General features: G+C 52.7%; 12 protein-coding genes. 3 read left to right on the forward strand and 9 right to left on the reverse strand.

Going from position 1 to position 20857, the window contains the following annotated elements; translation table 11 throughout:
* The 9 genes from NTU47_05140 to NTU47_05180 form a co-directional block, all read right to left on the reverse strand.
* Positions 1 to 395, reverse strand: a 395-nt coding sequence (locus NTU47_05140) for a beta-galactosidase (protein ID MCX6133184.1), incomplete at its 3' end; no start/stop codon positions are given.
* A gap of 47 nt (positions 396 to 442) precedes the next feature.
* A complete protein-coding gene (locus NTU47_05145; protein MCX6133185.1) occupies positions 443 to 2104 on the reverse strand; it encodes an endo-1,4-beta-xylanase in 1662 nt (553 codons plus the stop codon).
* An 80-nt stretch (positions 2105 to 2184) separates the two neighbouring features.
* Positions 2185 to 3777 carry an endo-1,4-beta-xylanase gene (locus tag NTU47_05150; protein MCX6133186.1) on the reverse strand — a complete coding sequence of 531 codons (1593 nt, stop codon included), beginning with the start codon at positions 3775 to 3777 and terminating at the stop codon, positions 2185 to 2187.
* A 219-nt stretch (positions 3778 to 3996) separates the two neighbouring features.
* Positions 3997 to 6714 carry a T9SS type A sorting domain-containing protein gene (locus NTU47_05155; GenBank protein MCX6133187.1) on the reverse strand — a complete coding sequence of 906 codons (2718 nt, stop codon included), beginning with the start codon at positions 6712 to 6714 and terminating at the stop codon, positions 3997 to 3999.
* 45 nt (positions 6715 to 6759) lie between these two features.
* On the reverse strand, positions 6760 to 8535 hold the full coding sequence (locus NTU47_05160; GenBank protein ID MCX6133188.1) for a T9SS type A sorting domain-containing protein: 1776 nt from the start codon (positions 8533 to 8535) through the stop codon (positions 6760 to 6762).
* Positions 8536 to 8581: 46 nt separating this feature from the next.
* On the reverse strand, positions 8582 to 11647 hold the full coding sequence (locus NTU47_05165; protein MCX6133189.1) for a carboxypeptidase-like regulatory domain-containing protein: 3066 nt from the start codon (positions 11645 to 11647) through the stop codon (positions 8582 to 8584).
* A gap of 83 nt (positions 11648 to 11730) precedes the next feature.
* On the reverse strand, positions 11731 to 13053 hold the full coding sequence (gene xylA, locus NTU47_05170) for a xylose isomerase (protein ID MCX6133190.1): 1323 nt from the start codon (positions 13051 to 13053) through the stop codon (positions 11731 to 11733).
* Between the two features lie 27 nt (positions 13054 to 13080).
* Complete coding sequence (locus tag NTU47_05175; GenBank protein MCX6133191.1) at positions 13081 to 14586, reverse strand: MFS transporter; 1506 nt, start codon at positions 14584 to 14586, stop codon at positions 13081 to 13083.
* 76 nt (positions 14587 to 14662) lie between these two features.
* On the reverse strand, positions 14663 to 16981 hold the full coding sequence (locus NTU47_05180) for a glycoside hydrolase family 3 C-terminal domain-containing protein (protein MCX6133192.1): 2319 nt from the start codon (positions 16979 to 16981) through the stop codon (positions 14663 to 14665).
* Positions 16982 to 17452: 471 nt separating this feature from the next.
* On the opposite strand from NTU47_05180, the gene uxuA reads away from it, so the two are divergent.
* The 3 genes from uxuA to NTU47_05195 all read left to right on the forward strand — a co-directional run bounded on the left by uxuA (position 17453) and on the right by NTU47_05195 (position 19868).
* On the forward strand, positions 17453 to 18643 hold the full coding sequence (gene uxuA / locus NTU47_05185) for a mannonate dehydratase (protein MCX6133193.1): 1191 nt from the start codon (positions 17453 to 17455) through the stop codon (positions 18641 to 18643).
* Between the two features lie 641 nt (positions 18644 to 19284).
* The gene (locus NTU47_05190; GenBank protein ID MCX6133194.1) at positions 19285 to 19458 is read left to right on the forward strand and encodes a hypothetical protein; all 174 of its coding nucleotides are present in this window, start codon (positions 19285 to 19287) and stop codon (positions 19456 to 19458) included.
* A gap of 119 nt (positions 19459 to 19577) precedes the next feature.
* Positions 19578 to 19868, forward strand: coding sequence for a helix-turn-helix domain-containing protein (locus NTU47_05195; protein ID MCX6133195.1), 291 nt, complete (start codon positions 19578 to 19580; stop codon positions 19866 to 19868).
* Positions 19869 to 20857: the final 989 nt, after the last annotated feature.

Raw genomic sequence — 20857 nt, forward strand, 5'->3', positions numbered from 1 at the left:
GGAGCGTAGCAGGACATGCTGTTCTTCCAGGTCCCGAACCAGAGAAAAACCAGCCTGATGTTGTGTTTCCTCGCACCGTTGATTGCACCATCAACAAGAGAGAAGTCGAACGTTCCCTCAGCCGGTTCAATCAAGCCCCAATAGACCGGAACAAGCAAGGTGTTGAGGTTCATCTTCACGATCTTGGGCCAGATCTCGTCAAGATACTTCAGGTCTGAGGCACTGGAGTTCCCCGTCTCGCCGGCGAGCATCAGAAATGGTCTGCCGTCAACAATGATATGCTTCGTATCCCCGTGATTTTCCAAACGGGGAGTAGGCACAAGTTTGTTCGTCTGGGCGTTCAGAGAACATGTCAGGAAGACGAAAGTGAAAAAAACTTTACCCGCGTTTGACATACGATATCCTTTCGAAAATCGGTAGAAGTTCGACTTCTACCTTGATACTATTTCATCAAGGTCATTTTTCTCGATTCGATGAAGACCGGTTCCTGACCGTTCACGGGTCGTGCCTGGAGTCGATAGTAGTATACTCCGCTGGGAAGGGTTGAGCCATCCCAATCCACTGTGTGACTCCCCGCTGAACGGGCTTCGTTCACCAGAGTGCAGATTCCTCGACCGAGAACGTCGAACACCTCCAGTTTCACGAAGCTAATAGCTAATAACTGATAGCCAATAGCTGTTTTTGGATTAAACGGATTTGGGTAGTTCTGCGACAAGGAGTACTCGGACGGAATGGCTCCTGTCTGTTCAACATCCGACATGACCTCCCCCGTAAGGAAATTCCCCAGCACCGAGTAATCACTGGTGCCGACCGAATTCGCGGCAGTGACACGCCAGTAGTACCGCACATTTGCGGCAAGCGGACGCAGGTTCAGCGTTGTGTCGGCAAGCGTGGTATCTACGACGAGAGGACTGAATGACCTGTTGTCAGCCAACTGCACATGGTAAGACGTGGCAAGAGTAGAAGATTGCCAGACCAGCTGAGGATCGCGCGGCGTGCCGTTCACACTCACTGGCGACATGAGCGCCGGAGGCACCGGAATGGTGATATATGTTTGGAGCCACTGAAAGGCAGGACGCGACCTGCCGTTCGCGTACAGCAGATAAGTGTCCGGGTACGAAGTCCAGACGTCATCATCGACGTAACCCCAGAATGTAATTCCCTTTACACTTGGATTGGTCCAGAAGATGGGGAAGTAGATCATGTACTGTGCGAGCTGATCGGAATCAACGGGTTCATCGACATCAAATTCGGTAATATAGACAGGGAGGCCGGTGGCGGTCAGTCTGTTCAGGTTGCTTTTGATATCGGCGAGATTATAGACATAGCCGGTGGTCCCGACGCGGCTCCTGAACTCGAAGTAGTGTCCCTGCACACCGATGCCGTCGATGAGTTTCCGATCCTTCAGCAGATTGATGATCGTCAGGTAGTTGGTCGTCGACGTCGTGTTGCCGAGGATATTGTAGTCATTCAAGATCAGCTTGACACCTGGTGCACAGTATTGCCGCGCCCACGTGAACGCTGTGATCACCCAGTCCCATCCGGTAGCGCCATCACCTCCCAGCCCATTCTTGTACGAGGGGAGAGGTGTATGGAGCGGTTCGTTGACGACATCGACGAAATTCATCTTTGGATACCGCTGGCCGACGAGGCGAATCCAGTTTTCCACTTCCCTGCGTTGAGTGGCGGTATCAAGACCTGCGATCCACCCGGGTTGCTGGCTTCCCCAGACCAGTGTATGATGCTTGTAGATCATTCCATTTTGGAGCGCGTAATTGTACAGCGAATCAAGGTAGGTCCAGTTATATTGCCCCTGCGAAAACGAAACCGAACCCCATTTCCCTGCATTGCCGGGCGTCATCTGGTTCCAGTAGCGGGTCAGATGTCGGGAGATGGAGGAGCCCACGCTGCCACCAAGAAACCTTCCTTTGCCGTCGGCGAGCCGTTGCGCAGACAGCGGGACCGGCAAAAGACACATGACAGCAAGGACGAGACTCAGCGCACCGATCACACGAGGACTCACAATCGCCAGGTGGAATCGCATATGGAAATGAGACCAGGCGGAAAACCTGGATGCAAACCAACTCCACATGAGCTCGATCATACGAATTCTCTCTCCCGGACGTACACATTTCACCCATCCCGATCTTCCGGTCGGGATGGCGTATTGACCAAAGTACACTGCTACTTCATCAGCAGCATCTTCTTGCTGTCGACGTGATCGCCGGCCACGATTCGGTAAATATAGACACCCGAGGGCACGTTTTTGGCGTTCCAGACAACGGTGTGGGAACCCGCCGGTTTCTCCCCGTCGACGAGTGTCGCGACTTCACGCCCAAGTGCATCATATACGATCAGCTTTACAGAGCTGAGTTGTGAAAGGCCCGCCAGACCAGACTGCCCCTTCGTCAGGTCGGTAGGCAGGTGAAAGCTGATGGATGTTGTCGGATTTCCGCCAAAGGCGGATCCGCCTCCGGCGGAGAACGGATTCGGATAGTTCTGGTGCAGCGCAAACTCTTCCGGAATATGACCGCTCTCTTCTACGCCGACGACAGTCGAGTTAGTCACAAAACTACGTGTAAGCGAGTAGTCGCTCGTGCCGTAAGTGTTCGTCGCATTCACCTGCCAGTAGTGCGTAGTGTTTGGGCGAAGCGGGCTGAGCTGGAGAACAGTATCGCTCACCGTGGCATCCACAAGAGCAGTCGCAAGCGTGCTGTCGTCGGAGACCCGGACACGATATGAACTGGCCGATGATGAGGAACGCCAGATCAATTTCGGGTTACGCGGAACTGCTGATGCCCCGGTCGGAGAAATGATTGCGGGGATAGCAGGGCCCGCAACATATCCTTTGAGCCACTGAAGGGCAGGTCGGGGGGCATTTCTGTAGTCGATCAAGAACGCGTACGGCTTCCATATTGAGTTCTCCGCGTAACCCCACAGCGTAATACCTTTCACAGACGGATGGTCCCAGAACAAAGGGAAGTAGATCTGATAGTTTTGCAGCTGAATGCCGTCATCAATTTCGTTGATATCGAACTCGGTGATGTAGATTGGCAGTCCTCGCGTTGCCAGCCTGTCCAGATTGCTCTTCAAGGTGCTGACCGGATAGGAGTAGGATGGACTCGAGCCTGCAGAACTCTTGAACTCAAAGTAATGTCCCTGGATGCCAAGGCCATCAATCAGGCCCCTCGCCTTCAGCGTGTCAATCAATGCAATGTATCTGTCTGTGACGGTGTTGCTTTGCAGGACATTGTACTCATTGATGTGAAGTTTTGCCCCGGGGAGATGTTTCCGCGCCCACTGAAATACCGTGATCACCCAGTCCCAGCCGGTTGTACCGTTCCCTCCCAGGGCGTTTCTGTATGCAGCAGGTCCGTTCAACGGTTCGTTCACTACATCCACGAAGGTCGTCTTCGGATACCGTTCTCCAACGAGCCGGATCCATTCTTCCACCTGGGCTCGCTGACTGGCTGAATCGAGCGATGTGATCCATGAAGGTTGCTGATTTCCCCACACCAGATTGTGATGCTTGTAAGGGAATCCATTCGTGATGGCAAAATTGTAGATGTTATCCAGAGGGGTCCAGGTGTACGCGTCCTGAGTCCCTTCAACGCTTCCCCATTTTCCCGCGTCGTCCGCTGTAACCTGGTTCCAATACTTCGTGAAATCGGAACGGACAGACTTCACACTGCTGCCGAGGAACTTGCCTTTGCCGGTCGCCAGTGGTTGAGACGACACAGTGTAAGGGAGGTACGCCAACGCTGCGATAAGAATCATAACGACTGTTTTGAACCACCGTGTGCAATCCGCGAGGCTTCGCGGTGACGACACGCCTGGTCGAAAATAATCGTCTGGATTCCTGGATAATCTAGTGTAGCGAACCTTGTGAAAAAGAAGCATCGGGGTACTCACTTCCTGATATCATCAACGATGGTCGTGAAATAAAAACGGCCCGCCCGTTGCTCACGGACGGGCCGCATATATCTGGTACAAACGTTACTTCACCAACATCAGTTTCTTCACCGAGGTGAACGTGCCTGAACCATCCTGGCTCTGGGCATCGATCCGGTAGAGATAGGTACCGCTGCTCAGACCTGCAGCGTTCCAATGAATGGTGTACCTGCTCGGTGACTGGACTCCGTCCACAAGCTGCGCAACCACACGACCCAGCAAGTCATACACACGGATGGACACGCGTGCGGACTTTGCGACGTCATACGAGATTGCCGTCGAGGGATTGAACGGGTTCGGGTAGTTTTGAGCGAGTCCGAATTCCGCCGGAATCACGTTGGTATTCTGCTCGACATCGGTTGCCGCTCCCTGAGGTGCAACCAGAGGAAGTGTGCCGACATCCACGTAATCGATCTTGACATCGGTCAGCTTCATGCCGGTGGTCGCCTGACCGCCTGCAATGGCGAACGCAATAGAATTGAACTTGGTTGTTGCGACCGGGACATTGGTGTCTGTCAGCTTTCCGGTGATCGCGTAGCTGTTGTCGGCCTTGGCCAGTTTGAATCGTACATCAGCCCCGCCGGCTGTTGCTGCAACCGAAATAGCGAAGTTATAGATGCCCGCTTTGGCATCCGCATTCGCCGGAGTCTGGACCTGTGTTCCGAGTGTGTAATTCGACGTCAGGATTCCAGCACCCGCGGCCGGATAATCATTGTGCAGCCACGCACCGTTGACAACGGCGCCTGAGCTTGCTGTCTTGCTCAAGCCCGGCCAGCTGGCGAGACCGTTCGTTCCGCTTGGCGGGATGAACAGGTATCCGGTATGAGCTGTCTCCACTCCATCCCAGCGTGAGGAATCTGGAAGCGTGGCTTTCGAAGAGTCAACGATAACCTTTCCTGCCGCGTCGCTGTAGAAGACACCAAACCGGAAAGAGTTCGGTGCCTGGAAGCCGCCATTCACAAACTCCGTTTTTCCTGTAATAAGAAGCGCTTTCGTTGCGGTGGGTGTAACAGGGTCAAAGCCGCCACGGATTGCAGCCCATTTCCCGTTCGGAGCGGTGCCGCCGATTCCGGCATTTCCGACGATACGATCGGGATCTGGAATAAAGTTCCATCCGTACATTCGGCCACCAATGAAGCCCCACTGGTCAACGTAATATGCTTGCCATGGAGGTGCAGTGACAGTAATCGGAGCTCCTTTGTCAACCTTGACGTTGGTGAGTTTGAACGCCGATGTGGCGGCTTCTATGTCGTTGTTGATCCAGAAATGAACAAAATTGAATTTTCTGGATACTGCTCCTGCGTCAATGCCAATTCCACCCGTCCAGTATGTCGTTTGTTGATTTGCGGCATGCTGTTTTTCTATATAGAATCGTACCTCGTTTGTACCATTACTTAAGGCCTGAACGGAGATGGACCAATTATAGACGCCCATCGAAATTTCCGCAAGACGGGGAGATTGAAGGATTGAGAAAATAGGCCCGCCGCCATTGCTAAACGTACTATTCCAGTTGCCGTTAATAACCGTCCAGATCACACCTGATCCACCTGAACCATTTGCCAGGTCGGTACCGCCTGACCTTGGTGTGAACTCGTATCCATAAGATCCTTTTGTGGTGCCGCTGGGAGCGCTCGTGACCCACAAGGCGGAGTCTTTCAGCCTATTGTTCAGTTTCATACTGTCCTGAAATGTCAAAGCGTAGCGAAGGCCAGTATAGGCCGGACCTGCACCACCTCCAACATACTCAAGCGATCCACTGACAATGATCGCCTCGCCTACTGCTACTGGAATCGTCTCGCCAAAACCTCCACTCAGGCTGGCCCCGGATGGTTTTGAGGCTCCGGACATCATGGCATCTCCGACGAGGTAGGTAGAGTCGTTCTTGATCTTCCAGGCTGTTCCGCGACTCGCACCCCAATTGTCGACATAGAATGCTGCCCACGGTGCTGCAGTAACAGTAATCGGGGCTCCCTTCTGGACTGTGACGCCAGTCAGGTTCATCCCGGTTACGGAGGCGTCTATGTCGTTGTTGGTCCAGAACGAAATGAAATTAAACTTCCTGGACACTGCGCCCGCGTCAATGCCGGTCCCGCCAGTCCAGTATGCAGATTGTCCACCGGCAGCGAATTGTTTCTGTATATAGAATCGAACCTCGTTCGTGCCATTAGCCAATGCTGTGACCGAAATGCCCCAATCATAAACGCCCTTTGTGATTACCGCAAGGCGAGGAGCCTGAAGGATTGAGAATATAGGACCGCCATTATTGCTGTAGGTACTATTCCAATTGCCGTTAGCAACTGTCCAGATCACACCTGATCCGCCCCCACCATTTGCCATGTCAGTACCGCCTGAGCGTGGTGTGAACTGGTAACCAGAGTGTGATTTTGTGCTGGTCCACATAGCGTCTACGGTATTTCGACCGCTCAATGACGCACTGTCCTGAAAATGCAGGGCATAGCGAAGCGCAGTATAGGCTGCACCTGGATCACCCCCAACAAATTCCATCTTGCCGTTGACGACGATCGTCTCGCCTGCGTTTAATGTGATTGTATTGAAACCACCGCTGAGTGAAGCCCCTGATGGTTTTGAGGCTCCGCCCATGCTGCCGTTTCCGGCAGGGGTAGTGGAAGTATTGAGTATCGGCCAGGCCGATCCGCGAGCGGTCTTACCCCATTGATCGACAAGGGTCTGAGCCTGCAACGCAGTTCCCATCAAACCGAGAACGACCGTTGCCAAGACCATTAACACGAAGAGTTTCTTCATGATAATCCTACTCCTTTAGAAGGTTAACGAATTGTGGGTTAGTTATTATTTCATGAGAATCAGTTTTTGTGTAAGTGAAGCCGTTCCGGATTGCAGACGATAGAAATAGACACCGCTTGTAAGCCCTTTGGCGTCGAACGTCGCCACATACTTACCGGGGTTTTGCTCTCCATCGACGAGTGTTGCTACTTCCTGACCAAGCTCGTTGAAGACCTTCAACGAAACATGGCCCGTCTTCGGGACAGAGTATTCGATTTGTGTCGACGGGTTGAAGGGATTTGGATAATTCTGACTGAGCGCGTACTCCTGAGGAACAACGCTGCCCAGCTTCTCTACGCTTGAGGCCAGGGGATCCTTGCCCGTCGTCAACCACGTATTGATTCTTGTGTTTTCTGCAGCCGATTGTGCCGCCCACGCCGTGTACTGCGTTGGCCACCAATGATAGAGATCGCCCTTCGGGAACCCACCCATTGCACCGGTCTTCAGCTTGGTATTTGTATAAGACATGTTCTCCTTGACAGGCCATGTTTGCGTGTATGAATTCCACGACGCCCATTCCCACGGGTGATCGGAGTTGTCATTCCACTTTTTATACAGGAATGTCTTCAAAGAATCTATGTTCACTGGCGGATTGACAAAACCAGGATTAATGCTGTCATTCTGGGCTCTGTTCATATACGGCCAGACTTTCTTTCCCGCGGACGTTGAATCAAAAAATGTCAAGGTCTGACCATTGAACATTGGCATCGGAAGTGGTATGTCGGTATCAAGTCTGGTTCTATGCTTGTCCTGGCTGTAGGGGTTGCCATTGGGGCCCCATCCCATCCAATCGACGAGCCATGGGTCAAGAGCGTAGTTGTTGTATGCGAACAGTATGCGGCGATCCTGTTCGCTGAAGGGGACGGTGAATCCGAAGCCTCCTCCCATGGCACCGCTATCGATAGGAGCGATTGTAATAGTACCGCCATTGATGCCGCCCGGCGCCGACGGGATGTAACCGTACATGAACGTGTTTATGAACAGGGAATTTGTAACATACATCTTCCACCACCATCCGCTCTCCAGCGGGAACTGGACAACGTTATAGAAGGTACAGTGGTTGAAGAAGACGTTATCTCCATAATTCGCTGCTTCTTGCATATAGACATATCCTATATTTGCGAAAGTGCAATTCTCGAATTGCAGACTATCTGTATGTATTCCTTGAGCCGCATAGGGGACTGAGACTGCCCTGCTGTAGTATCTGAAATGATTGTCAGTGCAGTTTCTGAAATAACAGTTCTTGATAAACCCTTTGAAATGAGTGGCAAACGGTTGTATGGCACCGCTGGAAGCTTGCTGCACATAATCGAACATGACGTTCGTAAATTCGCAGCGGCCGCCGACTGAAGATGAATCGCCGACACGGATTGTTGAGGTAAATCGTGTCCCGTCAAGGCTGGCCCATAAGAGCCATGTGTTCGACATTTTGATTGTCCCGGCGATATCGAACATGTATGTCTTGGAGGGAGCCGTACTGGCGGTCCAACAAATCATAGGCGGGGAAGTCGTCTGCGTGGTCCCGGGAGCATCTGCAGTAATTTCGAGCGTTTGTCCCGGAGGAGTAATGATAGATCCGGTAAGAACGTATGTGCCGTACGGCTTTAATTTGAAAATAGTATTTGACAATCTGCCACCAGTGATTGCTGCAGTCACGGCATCATTAAGCGTTCCTTCCTTACTTGTTTCCCAGTAATCGCTGACTACAACCACTTGTTTCTGTGCATAGAGTGATGTGCACATCATCGCTGCAAGGAATAGCGTGCGTAAAAGATGTTTCATAGTTGTTCCTCCACCTGTTTTGTTGGAGAATGAATGATTAGGTATTTCATAGCCGGTATCTGAGTCCCAAATTGCCCGTAAGGCCATAGTTCTGTTGACTCGTGAAGCCGTTGATTGATTGCTGAGCCGAGGCGTTGTTCCTGTTGTTGAGATTGAATATATCCAGGAAGACTTCGATGCCAAACCATGGAAGAATCTGTCGTACCGAAGCATCCATCCTGAAATAGTCTCTGGTGAAGCCGTCCTGCTCGGGGAAATTGCCAATGTTGCTGACTGAATTACCCTGGAAGACAATCGACAAACGGGCGGAAAAGTTTTTGTAGTCGTAGCCGAGAGAAGCATTGACGATGTCGTTGGGCTGGTTCACGAGACGCCCTGCACGAGTACTATCAAAGACTTCCGTGAGCGTCTGCCTGGGACCGATGATCGTTGTCCTGGCGTTTCTCCAGGGATACGTGGCATTCGAGGAAATCCGCGTGTAGTTGATACCGAGCAGCACTCCGTTGAGTGGCGACGGCAAATACCAGAACCGTGTCTGAAAATCCACTTCAATACCTCTGACGAAGGCAATATAAGGAGTATTCATATACGTGAAGAGGGTTGCTCCTTTTACAGGAGCCGTTCCTCCAATGCTGAAGGAATTGACCGTGGCAACGCCCGCGGGCGCTGTGGTGTAGAGCGAATATTGCGTTGAGTACGTGAAGTCCTTTATTTCCTTGTAGAAACCGGCGATGGAGAGAAGTCCCAGTTCATTGGTGTGGAACGTCAATATGAGATCATGGTTATAGGCATGGGCCGTTCTGAGATCGGGATTGCCGGACCGCACTGTGCCCTGGCCATAGCTGATGGTGTAGGATGGTGAAAGCTGATGATAATCCGGACGGGCCAACGTCTGTGTATATCCGGCACGGACATCACACCAATCCGTTACATCATATTTCGCCTGGACCATCGGAAGGAAGAATTCATTTGTCGGAGTTGCATTCACATCGAAATATTTCTGGCTCTTGTCGTCACGTCCGTCCATCAGAACGTACGCATCGTACACTCCTTTGTCCTTTTCATATCGCGCACCGCCGATAACCATCAGATTTCCATACTTCAATTCAGACATCACGAATGCGGCAGTATAGTCCTCGACGTATTTGTAGGTATTAGGAAGAGTCTGGAAGTAGCCGTTGAACCAACCGCCGGGTTCCACCGCCGTCGCATTGTACGAACTGAATGCAGGATTGCCTGCAACATAATGGATGATGCCGGTAAGCAAACTGGGATCGTTGGCCCAAATGATGCCTCCGAAACGGTCGTCAAGAAAACTCTTAAGGATGTCACTGTCATGAGATGTAAAGCCGGTCGATGTGAAAATGTTTAAACCGCTGTTGAACGTCATCCCCGGAAATTGTCCTCGGATCCCGTTCGAAATTGCCGACTGGATCGTGTTTGTTCCTGATATTGTTGCATAAGGCGTACGTTGAGAGTTTTGGTGGCGAGTGGTATTGAATTCACCGCCAAACTTCAGGTAGCCGGCCAGGTCGGAACCCAAACGAAACGGAACTTTGAAATCCGCCTTGTATGTCTGCCCGTTTTCCTTGTAGCTGGAGCTGAACAAAGTCAGCGTGTTGAGATACGTCGTCTCCGTGCCCCCATAGCGAATAAGGGAGGTCAGGTTCTCCGGAGTTGTGTTGGGTGTCGAAGTCCCGACACCGCGGGTCTGATAAAACTCGGATTGCGGCGCCTCGGGCAGATTGTTCCTTGAATAGTTGTTCGCCGCCCTGAGGTCGAACGTCATGAATCCCAGGTCATAACTGAAGACGAGCGAATTCATGGCCAGGTCAACGTTGTTCTCACCCTCCTGATACCTGAAAATCAGATCCGATGTGAGCGAGGAATAGTTCAGTATTGTCCGATAGTCCCTGTAATCTGAATTCAGCCGGCTGAACATATTGACAAGTTTGATGGAGCCCGAGGGCAAAATATAATCAACTATCAGATTTCCGCCGAAACGTTTCCTGGTTTCAAAATGGCGGTTCAGCTGGACGTTCGTGACCCTTACAGGAAGATAGCCGTTATCACCCTTCGTGTCTGACGTGATTTCATAGCCGGCATTCATGTTGTCGGCATCACGGTCATACTGTTCAATATTCCCCAGGAGATACACGCCGAGCTTGTCATTCAAGAAACGAGTGCTTGCAGATGCGACTGCTCTGAAATTTCCATACTGATTGCTCTTCTGAGTATAGCCCGATTGGAAAAGAAAGTCGGAATGGAAATCTGATGGGGCTTCGCGCAGCTCCATGTTCACGGTGCCGCCTATGGAATTGGCATTCATATCCGGCGTCAACGACTTGTAGACGGAGATAGATTTTATCATGTAGGGAGACATCATGGATAGATCTACACTTCTGTCATTGTTGATTGACCCGGCAGTTCCGCCCTGGGAGCTTACTCCGATCTGTGTGCTGCCAGTCGTTGCAAGCGAAACTCCGCCAATCGTAATTTGGTTGAACTTTGGAGCCAAACCTCTGATCACGACCTTGTTCGCTTCGCCGGAACTCTGGAGCGTGGATACGCCCGGCAGACGGCTTATTGCCTGCGCTGCGTTGAAGTCCGGCAATTCCTGAATCCTTGCTTCAGAGACAATGCTCACAATCTTGTCTGATGCCAGCTGCTGGTTGATCGCCTGCATCTGGCCCTGGGCCTGCCCGGTGACGACGAACTCCTGTCCCTGGATCGCCACTGGCGCCAGGGAAAAGTCGTGAACAACTGTCTCGTCGTTCGAGATTTTCACCTCAGCGCTTACGGAGCGATACCCGATATAGGAGGCCTGAAGTGTGTAGGTTCCCGGAGGAACGTTGGGGATGGAAAACCCGCCGTTCAGATCCGTCGAGGCTCCCAGGCTTGTTCCCTTGATCGTCACGTTGGCTCCAGGGAGCAGATCCTTCGTGTCCTTGTCGTACACTTTTCCTTTCAGCACCCCCCCCGCAAGGACCGTCTGAGCGACCAGAAGGAAAGATATTCCCGCCAGGAGAACGACCTTTGACCAGGAATGCCGTCCGACACGAAGGCCGGCCGACCACGTCATTGCTGCAATCAGACCCAATGATTTTTTCACAACAGTGTCTCCTTATATTAATGCTGTGCTTTACCGGACGAGACGGTTGACCGGCAATGTTGATAGTTCCAGATTCGGATGACTTACCGCAGAATGTATGAGTTCAGAATATTCTCGAGCATTTCCTGCCGGCCCCCTGCGGGTTCGGGCTTGCCTTGCCTGCGGGCCCATTGGTCGAGCTCTGCGAGTCCGACTTTTCCAGCCATAATCTTCGCGCCGATACCTGACTTGAAGCTGCCGTAGCGCTCATCAATGAACTTTGAAAACACTTTGTCCTTGATGATCTCGTGCGCAATCAGCAGCCCCTTCGCAAATGCATCCATGCCGCCAATATGCGCATGGAACAGGTCGTAGGGGTCGGTTGAACTCCGCCGTACCTTCGCGTCGAAATTGAGTCCCCCTTTGCCCAAACCATCCTGCTTGAGGATGACAAGCATCGCCAGGGTTGTCGCATAGATGTCTGTCGGGAATTGATCAGTATCCCAGCCGAGAAGAAGATCGCCGCGGTTTGCATCGACGCTTCCGAGCTTGCCCGCTGCCGAAGCAACTGCGAGTTCGTGCTCAAACGTGTGCCCAGCGAGCGTGGCGTGGTTGGCTTCAATGTTGAGTTTGAAATGGTCGATCAGATCATATTCCTGCAAGAACGAAAGGGTCGTAGCGGCGTCGGTATCGTACTGGTGTTTTGAAGGCTCAGCGGGCTTCGGTTCGATGAGGAATTGTCCTTTGAAGCCGATTTTCTTCTTGTAGTCGACGGCCATGTGGAAGAATCGCGCCATCTGCTCCTGCTCTCGCTTGAGATCAGTATTCAGCAGCGTCTCGTATCCTTCGCGTCCCCCCCAGAAAACGTAGTTCTCACCGCCAAGCTCCTTCGTGGCGTCCATCGCATTCTTGACCTGTGCGGCAGCGTGCGCCATGACGTGGGCATTGGGGCTTGTACCTGCGCCCTGCGAATAAATCGGATCGCTGAACAAATTGGCCGTTCCCCACAACAGCTTGACGCCGGTTGCTTTCTGCATCTGCTTTGCAATCCGGACAATCTCCTGCAGGTTCTTCACCGATTCAGAAAAGTTCTCACCTTGAGGAGCGATGTCGCGGTCATGGAAGCAGTAGTAATCGACACCAAGTTTCTGCAGGAACTCAAACGCGGCATCCAGCGTCTCTTTGGCGCGATCCATCGGGTCGCTCGCCTGGCGCCAGGCTCGTGCGAAACTGGCACCTCCGAACATATCGGCGCCGCTTCCCAGCATGGTATGCCAATAAGCGACGGCGAAGCGAAGATGCTCGCCCATCGTTTTGGAGCCGACGCGTTGATCTCTATTGTAGTACTTGAAAGAAAGGGGATTCCTGGAATCTTTCCCCTCGAATGGGATGGGTTTCTGGATTTTCGGGAAGTACGTTTTCGACATTATGGTTCTTTCAATTGTGATTCAACGTCACGGGGTCACGGTTGAAAAACTCTTTCGCCTTTCCGCGAGCTCGTCCTGGATCTGAATATTCAGTTTCTTGTTGATCCCGTAATACGAAAGCGCTATCACACCGATGAGGAACGTGGTAGCAGGGAAGATACTTGCCGTCATGCGGATGCCCAGGAGGGCCCCTTCCGACTGCACGATGTTCGGAATGTATCCGTACGCCGCAAGCAGCCAGCCGCAAATTGCCCCGCCGAATCCGAGTCCTGCCTTCAATGCAAACACAATCCCTGCAAACACAACGCCCGTAGCGCGGCGCCTGGTTTTCCATTCCGCATAATCGGCAACATCAGCCATCATGGCCCACAGCAACGGGATCGTCGGACCGTACGCGAGAGATTTCAGAAGATTCAGGATAAACGTGAGTCCCACGGCGTCGGATGGCAGCATGATGAACAGGGCAGTGAACAGGGTCGTCAGCGCCAGCCCCACGAGGAATACGGTCTTCTTCCCGAAACGTATCGAAAGAGGTTTGGACGCAATCACGCCGAGGATCATCACAAACTGTCCGGACATGTTGAAGAGGCTGAATCCGACGGACGTAACGTTGGTCCGATCCGTCGTCGCGATGAGCCCGAATGCGTTCAGGATGTCATGCCACCAACTCGTGGCCACCAGAGTGCCGCCGGATGTGGTCGTCACGAGTCCCCACGATTGGAGGAAACCAAACAACTGGTTCTTGTCCACAAAGTAGGTAAAGTAGTAGAACATCGCGCTTCCCCACAGAGCGAGCGTGATGAAAAGAAACAACGTCAGCACGAACATCGAAATCCACGGGGTGTTCTTCAAAAGATCGGCGAAATCCTGCTTGGGGGATGATTTCTGGTTGGGATCCGGCTTGATGCGTTCGCGTACGCTGAAGAAGGTGATGACGAAGAAAACGATACTCAGGAGAGCGAACACTCCGATCGTCATCGACCATCCCTTGGCGGCATCACCCTGCCCGAACTTGCTGACCATGGGGAGCGTCAATCCCTGTACGACGAGCGCTGCGGCCATGGCAAAGAAGAAGCGGTAGGACGACAGGCTTGTGCGGTCGTTCACGTCACCGGTCATGACACCGTTGAGTGCCGAGTACGGCAGGTTGTTGACCGAATACACCGTCATCAGAAGGATGTAGGTGATGTACGCGTACACGAGTTTCCCGGTGCTGCCAAAATCCGGAGTGGTGAACGCAAGGAAGAACATGACTGCGAATGGTACTGCTGACCAGAGGACCCAGGGCCGAAACTTACCCCATCTGGTGTTCGTGCGGTCTGCAACAACGCCCATGAAAGGATCAAACGCTGCATCCCAGAATCGCCCCACAAGAAGTAAGGTGCCTGCAGCAACTGCGGAAAGGCCGAACACGTCGGTGTAGAAGCCCAGCTGAAAGATGAGCATCGTCTGGAAGACGAAATTGGCCGCGCCGTCTCCAAACCCGTAGCCGATTTTTTCCCTGACCGACAGCTTTTCAGTGCTTGATTGCACGTATCACCCGAAGAGTAAGTGTGTGGTTGCGTAATTGAACATCGTGACTTCCGCCCCCTCGTCCGTTTGTCCGCCCCTATTTCACATGAAGCACCGTTTTTTCGAGGTCCCGGTCAAGCGAAGAACTCCCTACCATAATTTCGAAATCGCCGGGCTCGACAACATAGTGCTTTTCAATATTCGTAAACGCCAAGTGTTCCGGCAGAATGTCCAGGGCTACCGTCTTCGATTCCTTCGGTCCAAGCCAGACTTTCCTGAATCCCTTCAATTCCTTCACCGGGCGGGTCACGGAGCTGAACATATCACGTATATACATCTGAACGACCTCGGATCCGGCACGATTGCCGGTGTTCGTCACATCGATCAGGACCTTGGTCGATCCGTCCTTTTGAATCGTCTGATTCTCCAACCGGAGGTTGCTGAAGCTGAAGGTCGTGTAGCTCAGACCGAACCCGAAGGGATATAACGGTGTGATGTCGTCGAACAGATACCCGCGCCGCGCTGATGGCTTGTGATTGTAGAAACAGGGAATGTGCCCTGCGGATCTTGGAATCGATACCGGGAGTTTGCCACCGGGATTGACATTCCCGAACAGCACATCTGCCACTGCCGATCCGGTTTCCTGTCCCAGGTACCAGCATTCAAGTATCGCTGGAATGCGGGCGTGAATCTGGCTGAGACTGTTTGGACGTCCGTTGAACAGTACGAGGATCACAAGTTTGCCTGTATCCAGAACGGCCTTTGCAAGCTCGTTTTGCATACCGAAAAGGTCCAGATCCGGCCTGTCACCCATGTGCACCTTGCTCCACGCTTCTCTGGACGTTTGTTCGTTGTCCCCGAGGACAAGCACTACTGCATCCGATTTCTGTGCTGCTGCGACGGCGAGGCCGATCAGCTTCCGGTTCTCTTCGGGATCGGGAAGGGTGACGAGATCATCGCTCCATGAGCCGCCAATCGTGGTTTTGCATCCTTCACTATAGACCACATTCACACCTTCTCCCGCTTTTTCCTTGATGCCCTGCAACACAGATTTGAAATGCGGGGGAGTGCCGCTGTACCCCCCAAGCAGCAACCGGTCCGCGTTTGGCCCGATGACCGCTATGGTGCTGTTCTTCCTGGGAGCGAGCGGGAGCAGGTTCGCTTCATTCTTCAGCAGCGTAATCGTTTCTCGCGCTGCCTGCAAAGCGATCGTACTGTCCCGTTCCAGGTTACGCTTGTGGCGTTGTTCGTCGAACTGAACGTAAGGGTCTTCAAAAAGACCAAGCTGGAATTTCAATCGGAGAAGCGGGGAGATCAGATTGTCGAGCGCTGACTCTTTCAGCTTTCCCTCGTTGATCAACCGCGTCAGAGCGGGATAACAGTCCGGGTCCGGGGTTTCGACATTGATTCCAGCCTCGCAGGCGAGGCGGGCGGCTTCGTCTTTGTCTTTCGCAACACGGAAACTTGACGCTTCTTCACGTTCATGGAGTTCCGTGATTGCGAAGTAGTCGGAGACGATGACACCGCGAAAACCCCACTCTCCCCGAAGAACATCCTGCAGGAGCCACCGGTTTGCGTGAGAGGGGACCCCATCAATTTCGTTGTAGGAGGGCATTACCGAGAGAGCGTTTGCTTTCCGAATGACTTCCCTGAACGGGAAGAAGAAGGTATCGCGCAGGAGGCGTTCTGAGAAATCGCCGGGACCGCAGTTGGAGCCGGACTCTGGCTGGCCATGTGCGGCAAAATGTTTGATGGTCGCGATGATCCGCTCCTTGTCCTTGAGCGAGCCGTCTCCCTGCATGCCGCGGACGGCGGCAATTCCCATCTGACTCACAAGGTAGGGGTCTTCGCCATACGTTTCCTCGAACCGTCCCCAACGAGCGTCACGGGCAAGGTCGAGATCCGGTGCCAGAGTCTGATGTGCTCCCCGCGCTCTTGTAGCTTCGGCGATGGAAGCGTGGATATTCTCGACAAGTTCAGGATTGAACGTCGAGGCCAGCCCTATCGGCTGCGGGTAGCTGGTAGCATCCCGCGCGACCAGTCCGTGAAGCGATTCTTCGTGGAAGATGGCGGGAATTCCGAGTCGGGTCTTTTCAACAAGGAACTTCTGAAGCGTATTCGTCAACTCCGCCATCTGCGCTGGTGACTGTCCTCCAGCCCTGTCGCTGATGCGCGCTATCTGTCCAATGCCGTTGCAGAGGTTTCGCTGAACGCTTGTATGGTCGAGTTTCCCCGTATCATCGAACAGGGAGGTGTGCGGCAGGCGCCAGATGCATAGTGCTTGCGCAGCCTTTTCTTCGACGGTCATGCGTGCCAGGAGATCGGCCAGGCGGGCGTCGACGGGCAGCCCGCAATCTTTGTACGCGGGCACTTCCTGACGGCTTTCCTGTTCCCTGAGAAGCGGTTTTTCTATCATTGTTTTCTTTCGTGGCGAGTTCCAAAGCAGGCTCACGGTTAGAGCGCCATACTTCAGATGGAAGCGAATGCAGGTACACCGGCATAGGCGGAGGCTTTGCGGAGGCCATGCCTCAGCTCATTATGCCGGCTTGAACCCATTCATCCGCAGTCATCTCGGTCTCATTGATGTGGGACCCCTGTTCCGTGGGAATTGCTTCTATCGGAAGGCAGGAACTGCGGTACTATTTAATGGGTTAAACAATAATTGAACCGTTTCAATAATAATTAGGGAGTTTCAAGAAGTCAAGAAAAAAAACACTATTTTGGTCAATGGGGGCGTCCCATTTTCGAGAGAATTCATTGAATCCCCCGGAAATCAGTCCGTTCTCTCGCCGCCGATGTGGCGATCGTCATGTTTGAGGTCTGCAAGCTCGTTTCTGACCTGATGGCATTCAAATGAGCACCAAATACTTAGAAAAGGAAACAACTCATGTCGATGGAACAGACCTGGAGATGGTTCGGTCCTCAAGATCCCATCAAGCTTGACGAAGTGAAGCAGACAGGGGCTACTGGGATCGTGACAGCGCTGCATCATGTCCCCGCCGGTGAACAATGGACAGTTGAAGAGATCATGAAAAGAAAACGGGAAATAGAATCGGCGGGTTTGCGATGGTCCGTGGCGGAAAGTCTGCCTGTCCATGAGGGAATCAAGACGAACAACATGAACTGCGGGCGCCTTGTCGAAAACTACAAGATCTCGCTATCGAATCTGGGCCGGTGCGGCGTCGAAACGGTGTGCTACAATTTCATGCCGGTCCTTGATTGGTCGCGGACTGATCTGGGTGTTGAATTCAAAGATGGGTCTATCACGTCGAAATTTGAATCGAGAGTCTTTGCAGCCTTCGATCTGCATATTCTGAAGCGGGAAGGGGCGGAGGCCGACTACACGGAGGATGAGGCGAGAAACGCCCGGCAATACTTCGACACATTGAGCGAGCGCCAACGCGATGCGTTGGTGCAGACGGTGCTCCTTGGATTTCCTGGCTCGGGAGAGGCGTACACGCTTGCGCAATTGAAAGATGCTCTACACATGTATGATTCGATCGGGGAAAATGAACTCCGGCACAACCTGACTCGATTCCTGAAGGAGATAGTCCCGGTTGCTGAAGAGTCCGGCGTGCGTCTTGCAATCCATCCTGATGATCCGCCGTTTCCACTGCTGGGACTGCCAAGGATCGTGAGCAATAAGAGGGATGTGGAACAGATACTCGCCGCATATGATTCAACGTCGAACGGCATCACGCTGTGCACCGGGTCCTTTGGTGCCGGGATGAAGAACGACCTTCAGGAACTCACGGAGCTGTTCGCGCCGCGTATCAATTTTATACACCTGCGCAACGTCACCAAAGACCCTCAAGGTGATTTTGTGGAAGACAATCACCTGGAAGGCGATGTCGACATGTACGGAGTCATCAGGACCCTGCTCCTGGAGCAAAAGCGGCGTACCGAAGATGGAAGGAAAGACATCAGAATCCCGATGCGGCCGGATCATGGCCATCTCATGAAGGCCGATCAGGAACGTGCGAAGGTGTATCCCGGCTATTCACTCTTTGGGAGAATGAGAGGATTGGCTGAGCTGCGCGGGGTGGAATTGGGGATCCGGCGTTCGCTGGGGTTGTAACCCCGCTGAGAAGCGGAGGGGCAGGCCCTTCGACTCGGTCCGCGAATAACGTAGACCTCGCTCGGGACTTCGCACAAAGCGCTCAGCTTGACCTTCAACCTGCGTCAGGGAGATGCTGAAACAGGAAACGCCACCTGAAGAAAGGGTGGCGTTTCTGTTTCGGAGTGCCCGGAACCCTTCGCCTCGTCCCGATAGAAGTCATCGGGACTCGCTCAGGGCGGGGCCCGAATTTTACAGAACTCACACATCTGTACCGGGTATTTGAAATGGCATTGAATTCAAGGGAATAGTCGATCCATCTATTTGCATTGGCGATATCTGTGAAAGCGACGAAGATAACATCTTGGCATTTCATCCTCATTCTGGCGGCCGTCGTTCCCTTTTTGACTGGCCGGAACACTCCCTCTCCTCCCCAGACAGAATCCCCGACTACGACATTGCAGGCCTACTTCTCTCCACTGGGTGGAGCCACCGAAGCCATCGTTCAGACCCTCACAAATGCAAATGCATCCGGGGCAACCGCCACAGAAGCCGCTTGTCGAGTTCTCCCGTCTCGCCAACCACCAACAGTGACAAGACATTCCACTTGACAACTATACGCCAATGGCGTATATTGACTTATGCTCATTGTAGAGACCCCAGTGTTCACAAAACGAGTGCTCGAGACCCTGTCCGATGATGAATATCGGGAGCTACAGCATTTCTTGTCAGAACACCCGGATGCTGGCAACGACATTCCGGGCAGCCACGGACTGCGGAAGCTGCGATGGACGATCTCAGGCAAGGGAAAGCAGGGAGGAACGAGAATCATCTAGTATTGGCTGAAGTCAAGGGACACAATACTGATGCTTTTCGTATTTAAGAAGAATGAACGGAGCGATCTGAGCAAAGATCAGCTCAAGATACTAAGATCAATCGCCGCAAAGGAGTTGAAATGAAGAAGGAAACATTCGATGAGTTGGTGACAAGTATTGAGCAAGGTGGAGCCATTGTGCGAGGCAAGAAAGCCTCGAGCAGGACATTTCGCATTCAGAGTCCGAATGTATCGGCAATTCGCCGGCACCTGGGACTCACTCAACAGAAGTTTGCAGAGCTGCTTGGAATCAGCCCGGCAACGCTCCGCAACTGGGAACAAGGAAGAAGAAGACCCGAAGGCGCCGCCCGTGTACTTCTCTGCGTTGCGGCAAAATATCCAAGAGCGGTCCTGGATACCGTTGGAGCATGATCCACTCTCCGCAAATCACTTCTGCCCCCTAACCACAAGACAGGTTCTATGGAAGCACAGAAGCCCGACTGGCTATTGCCAATCGGGCTTCTTGTTTTGTACAACTCCAGCCTGACACTTGAGACATCACCCGATGCTCTTACGCGATGCAGAACTTTCTCGCACCGCTTTCAAGTTGCTCACTCCAAAGTTGCAGGTTCAACTCCGGGTCATAAAACAAAGAGGCCAAATCTTTTCAGATTTGGCCATCTGGTGCCCGGAACCCCGCCCAAAAAAAGGCGGGGCGGGCAGGACATAAGCCCATTGCGATGACATGCTGAAACAAGAAACGCCACCCGAAGAAAGAGTGGCGTTTCTGTTTCAGAGTGCCCGGAACAGGACCCTTCGGCTCTCCCTCGACTCGCTCACTCCATTCGCTTGGGTTCGCTCAGGAGCTCGTCTCGCCTGCGGCGAGACTCGGCTTGACTCAATAACGTTCGAATGAGATAGAAAACGAACGCCCCACCAGAAGGTGGGGCGTCGTTTTCTGTGCCCGGAACAAGACTTGAACCTGCACGTCCTCGCGAACACTAGCTCCTGAATCACATCAAGTCGTTTTCATCGAGTCGGAAGTGCCCAGTTCGATTTGAATTGGGCACTTTTCTTTTTCCGTTTCGAGTCACCAACCCTCTTTTAGAGACAAAATGGTTACGATTTGGTTACACGATTTCTGGATGTCATAGAGTGTGACACAGTGTGGTGACAATTTGGTTACTCGGGTCACGGGTAACAGTTACACTTTGCTATGGAGTTTTCGTCCTGCAACTCAATCCTCTTGAGAGCCCATTCGAAAAGTCTCTTCGAATAACCGAGACAAGCATGCACGAAATCGGTAAAACTGATTTGAGATCTATGAGAGAAGCCCCGAAACATGGGGTTTGTTTCTTCAAGCGATCGGACCAATTGTCTGATGCAACGGAATATGAGGATGAGCCCAAAACCAGATGCTG

The organism is Ignavibacteriales bacterium, assembly GCA_026390595.1.
Classification (GTDB): domain Bacteria; phylum Bacteroidota; class Ignavibacteria; order UBA10030; family UBA10030; genus UBA9647.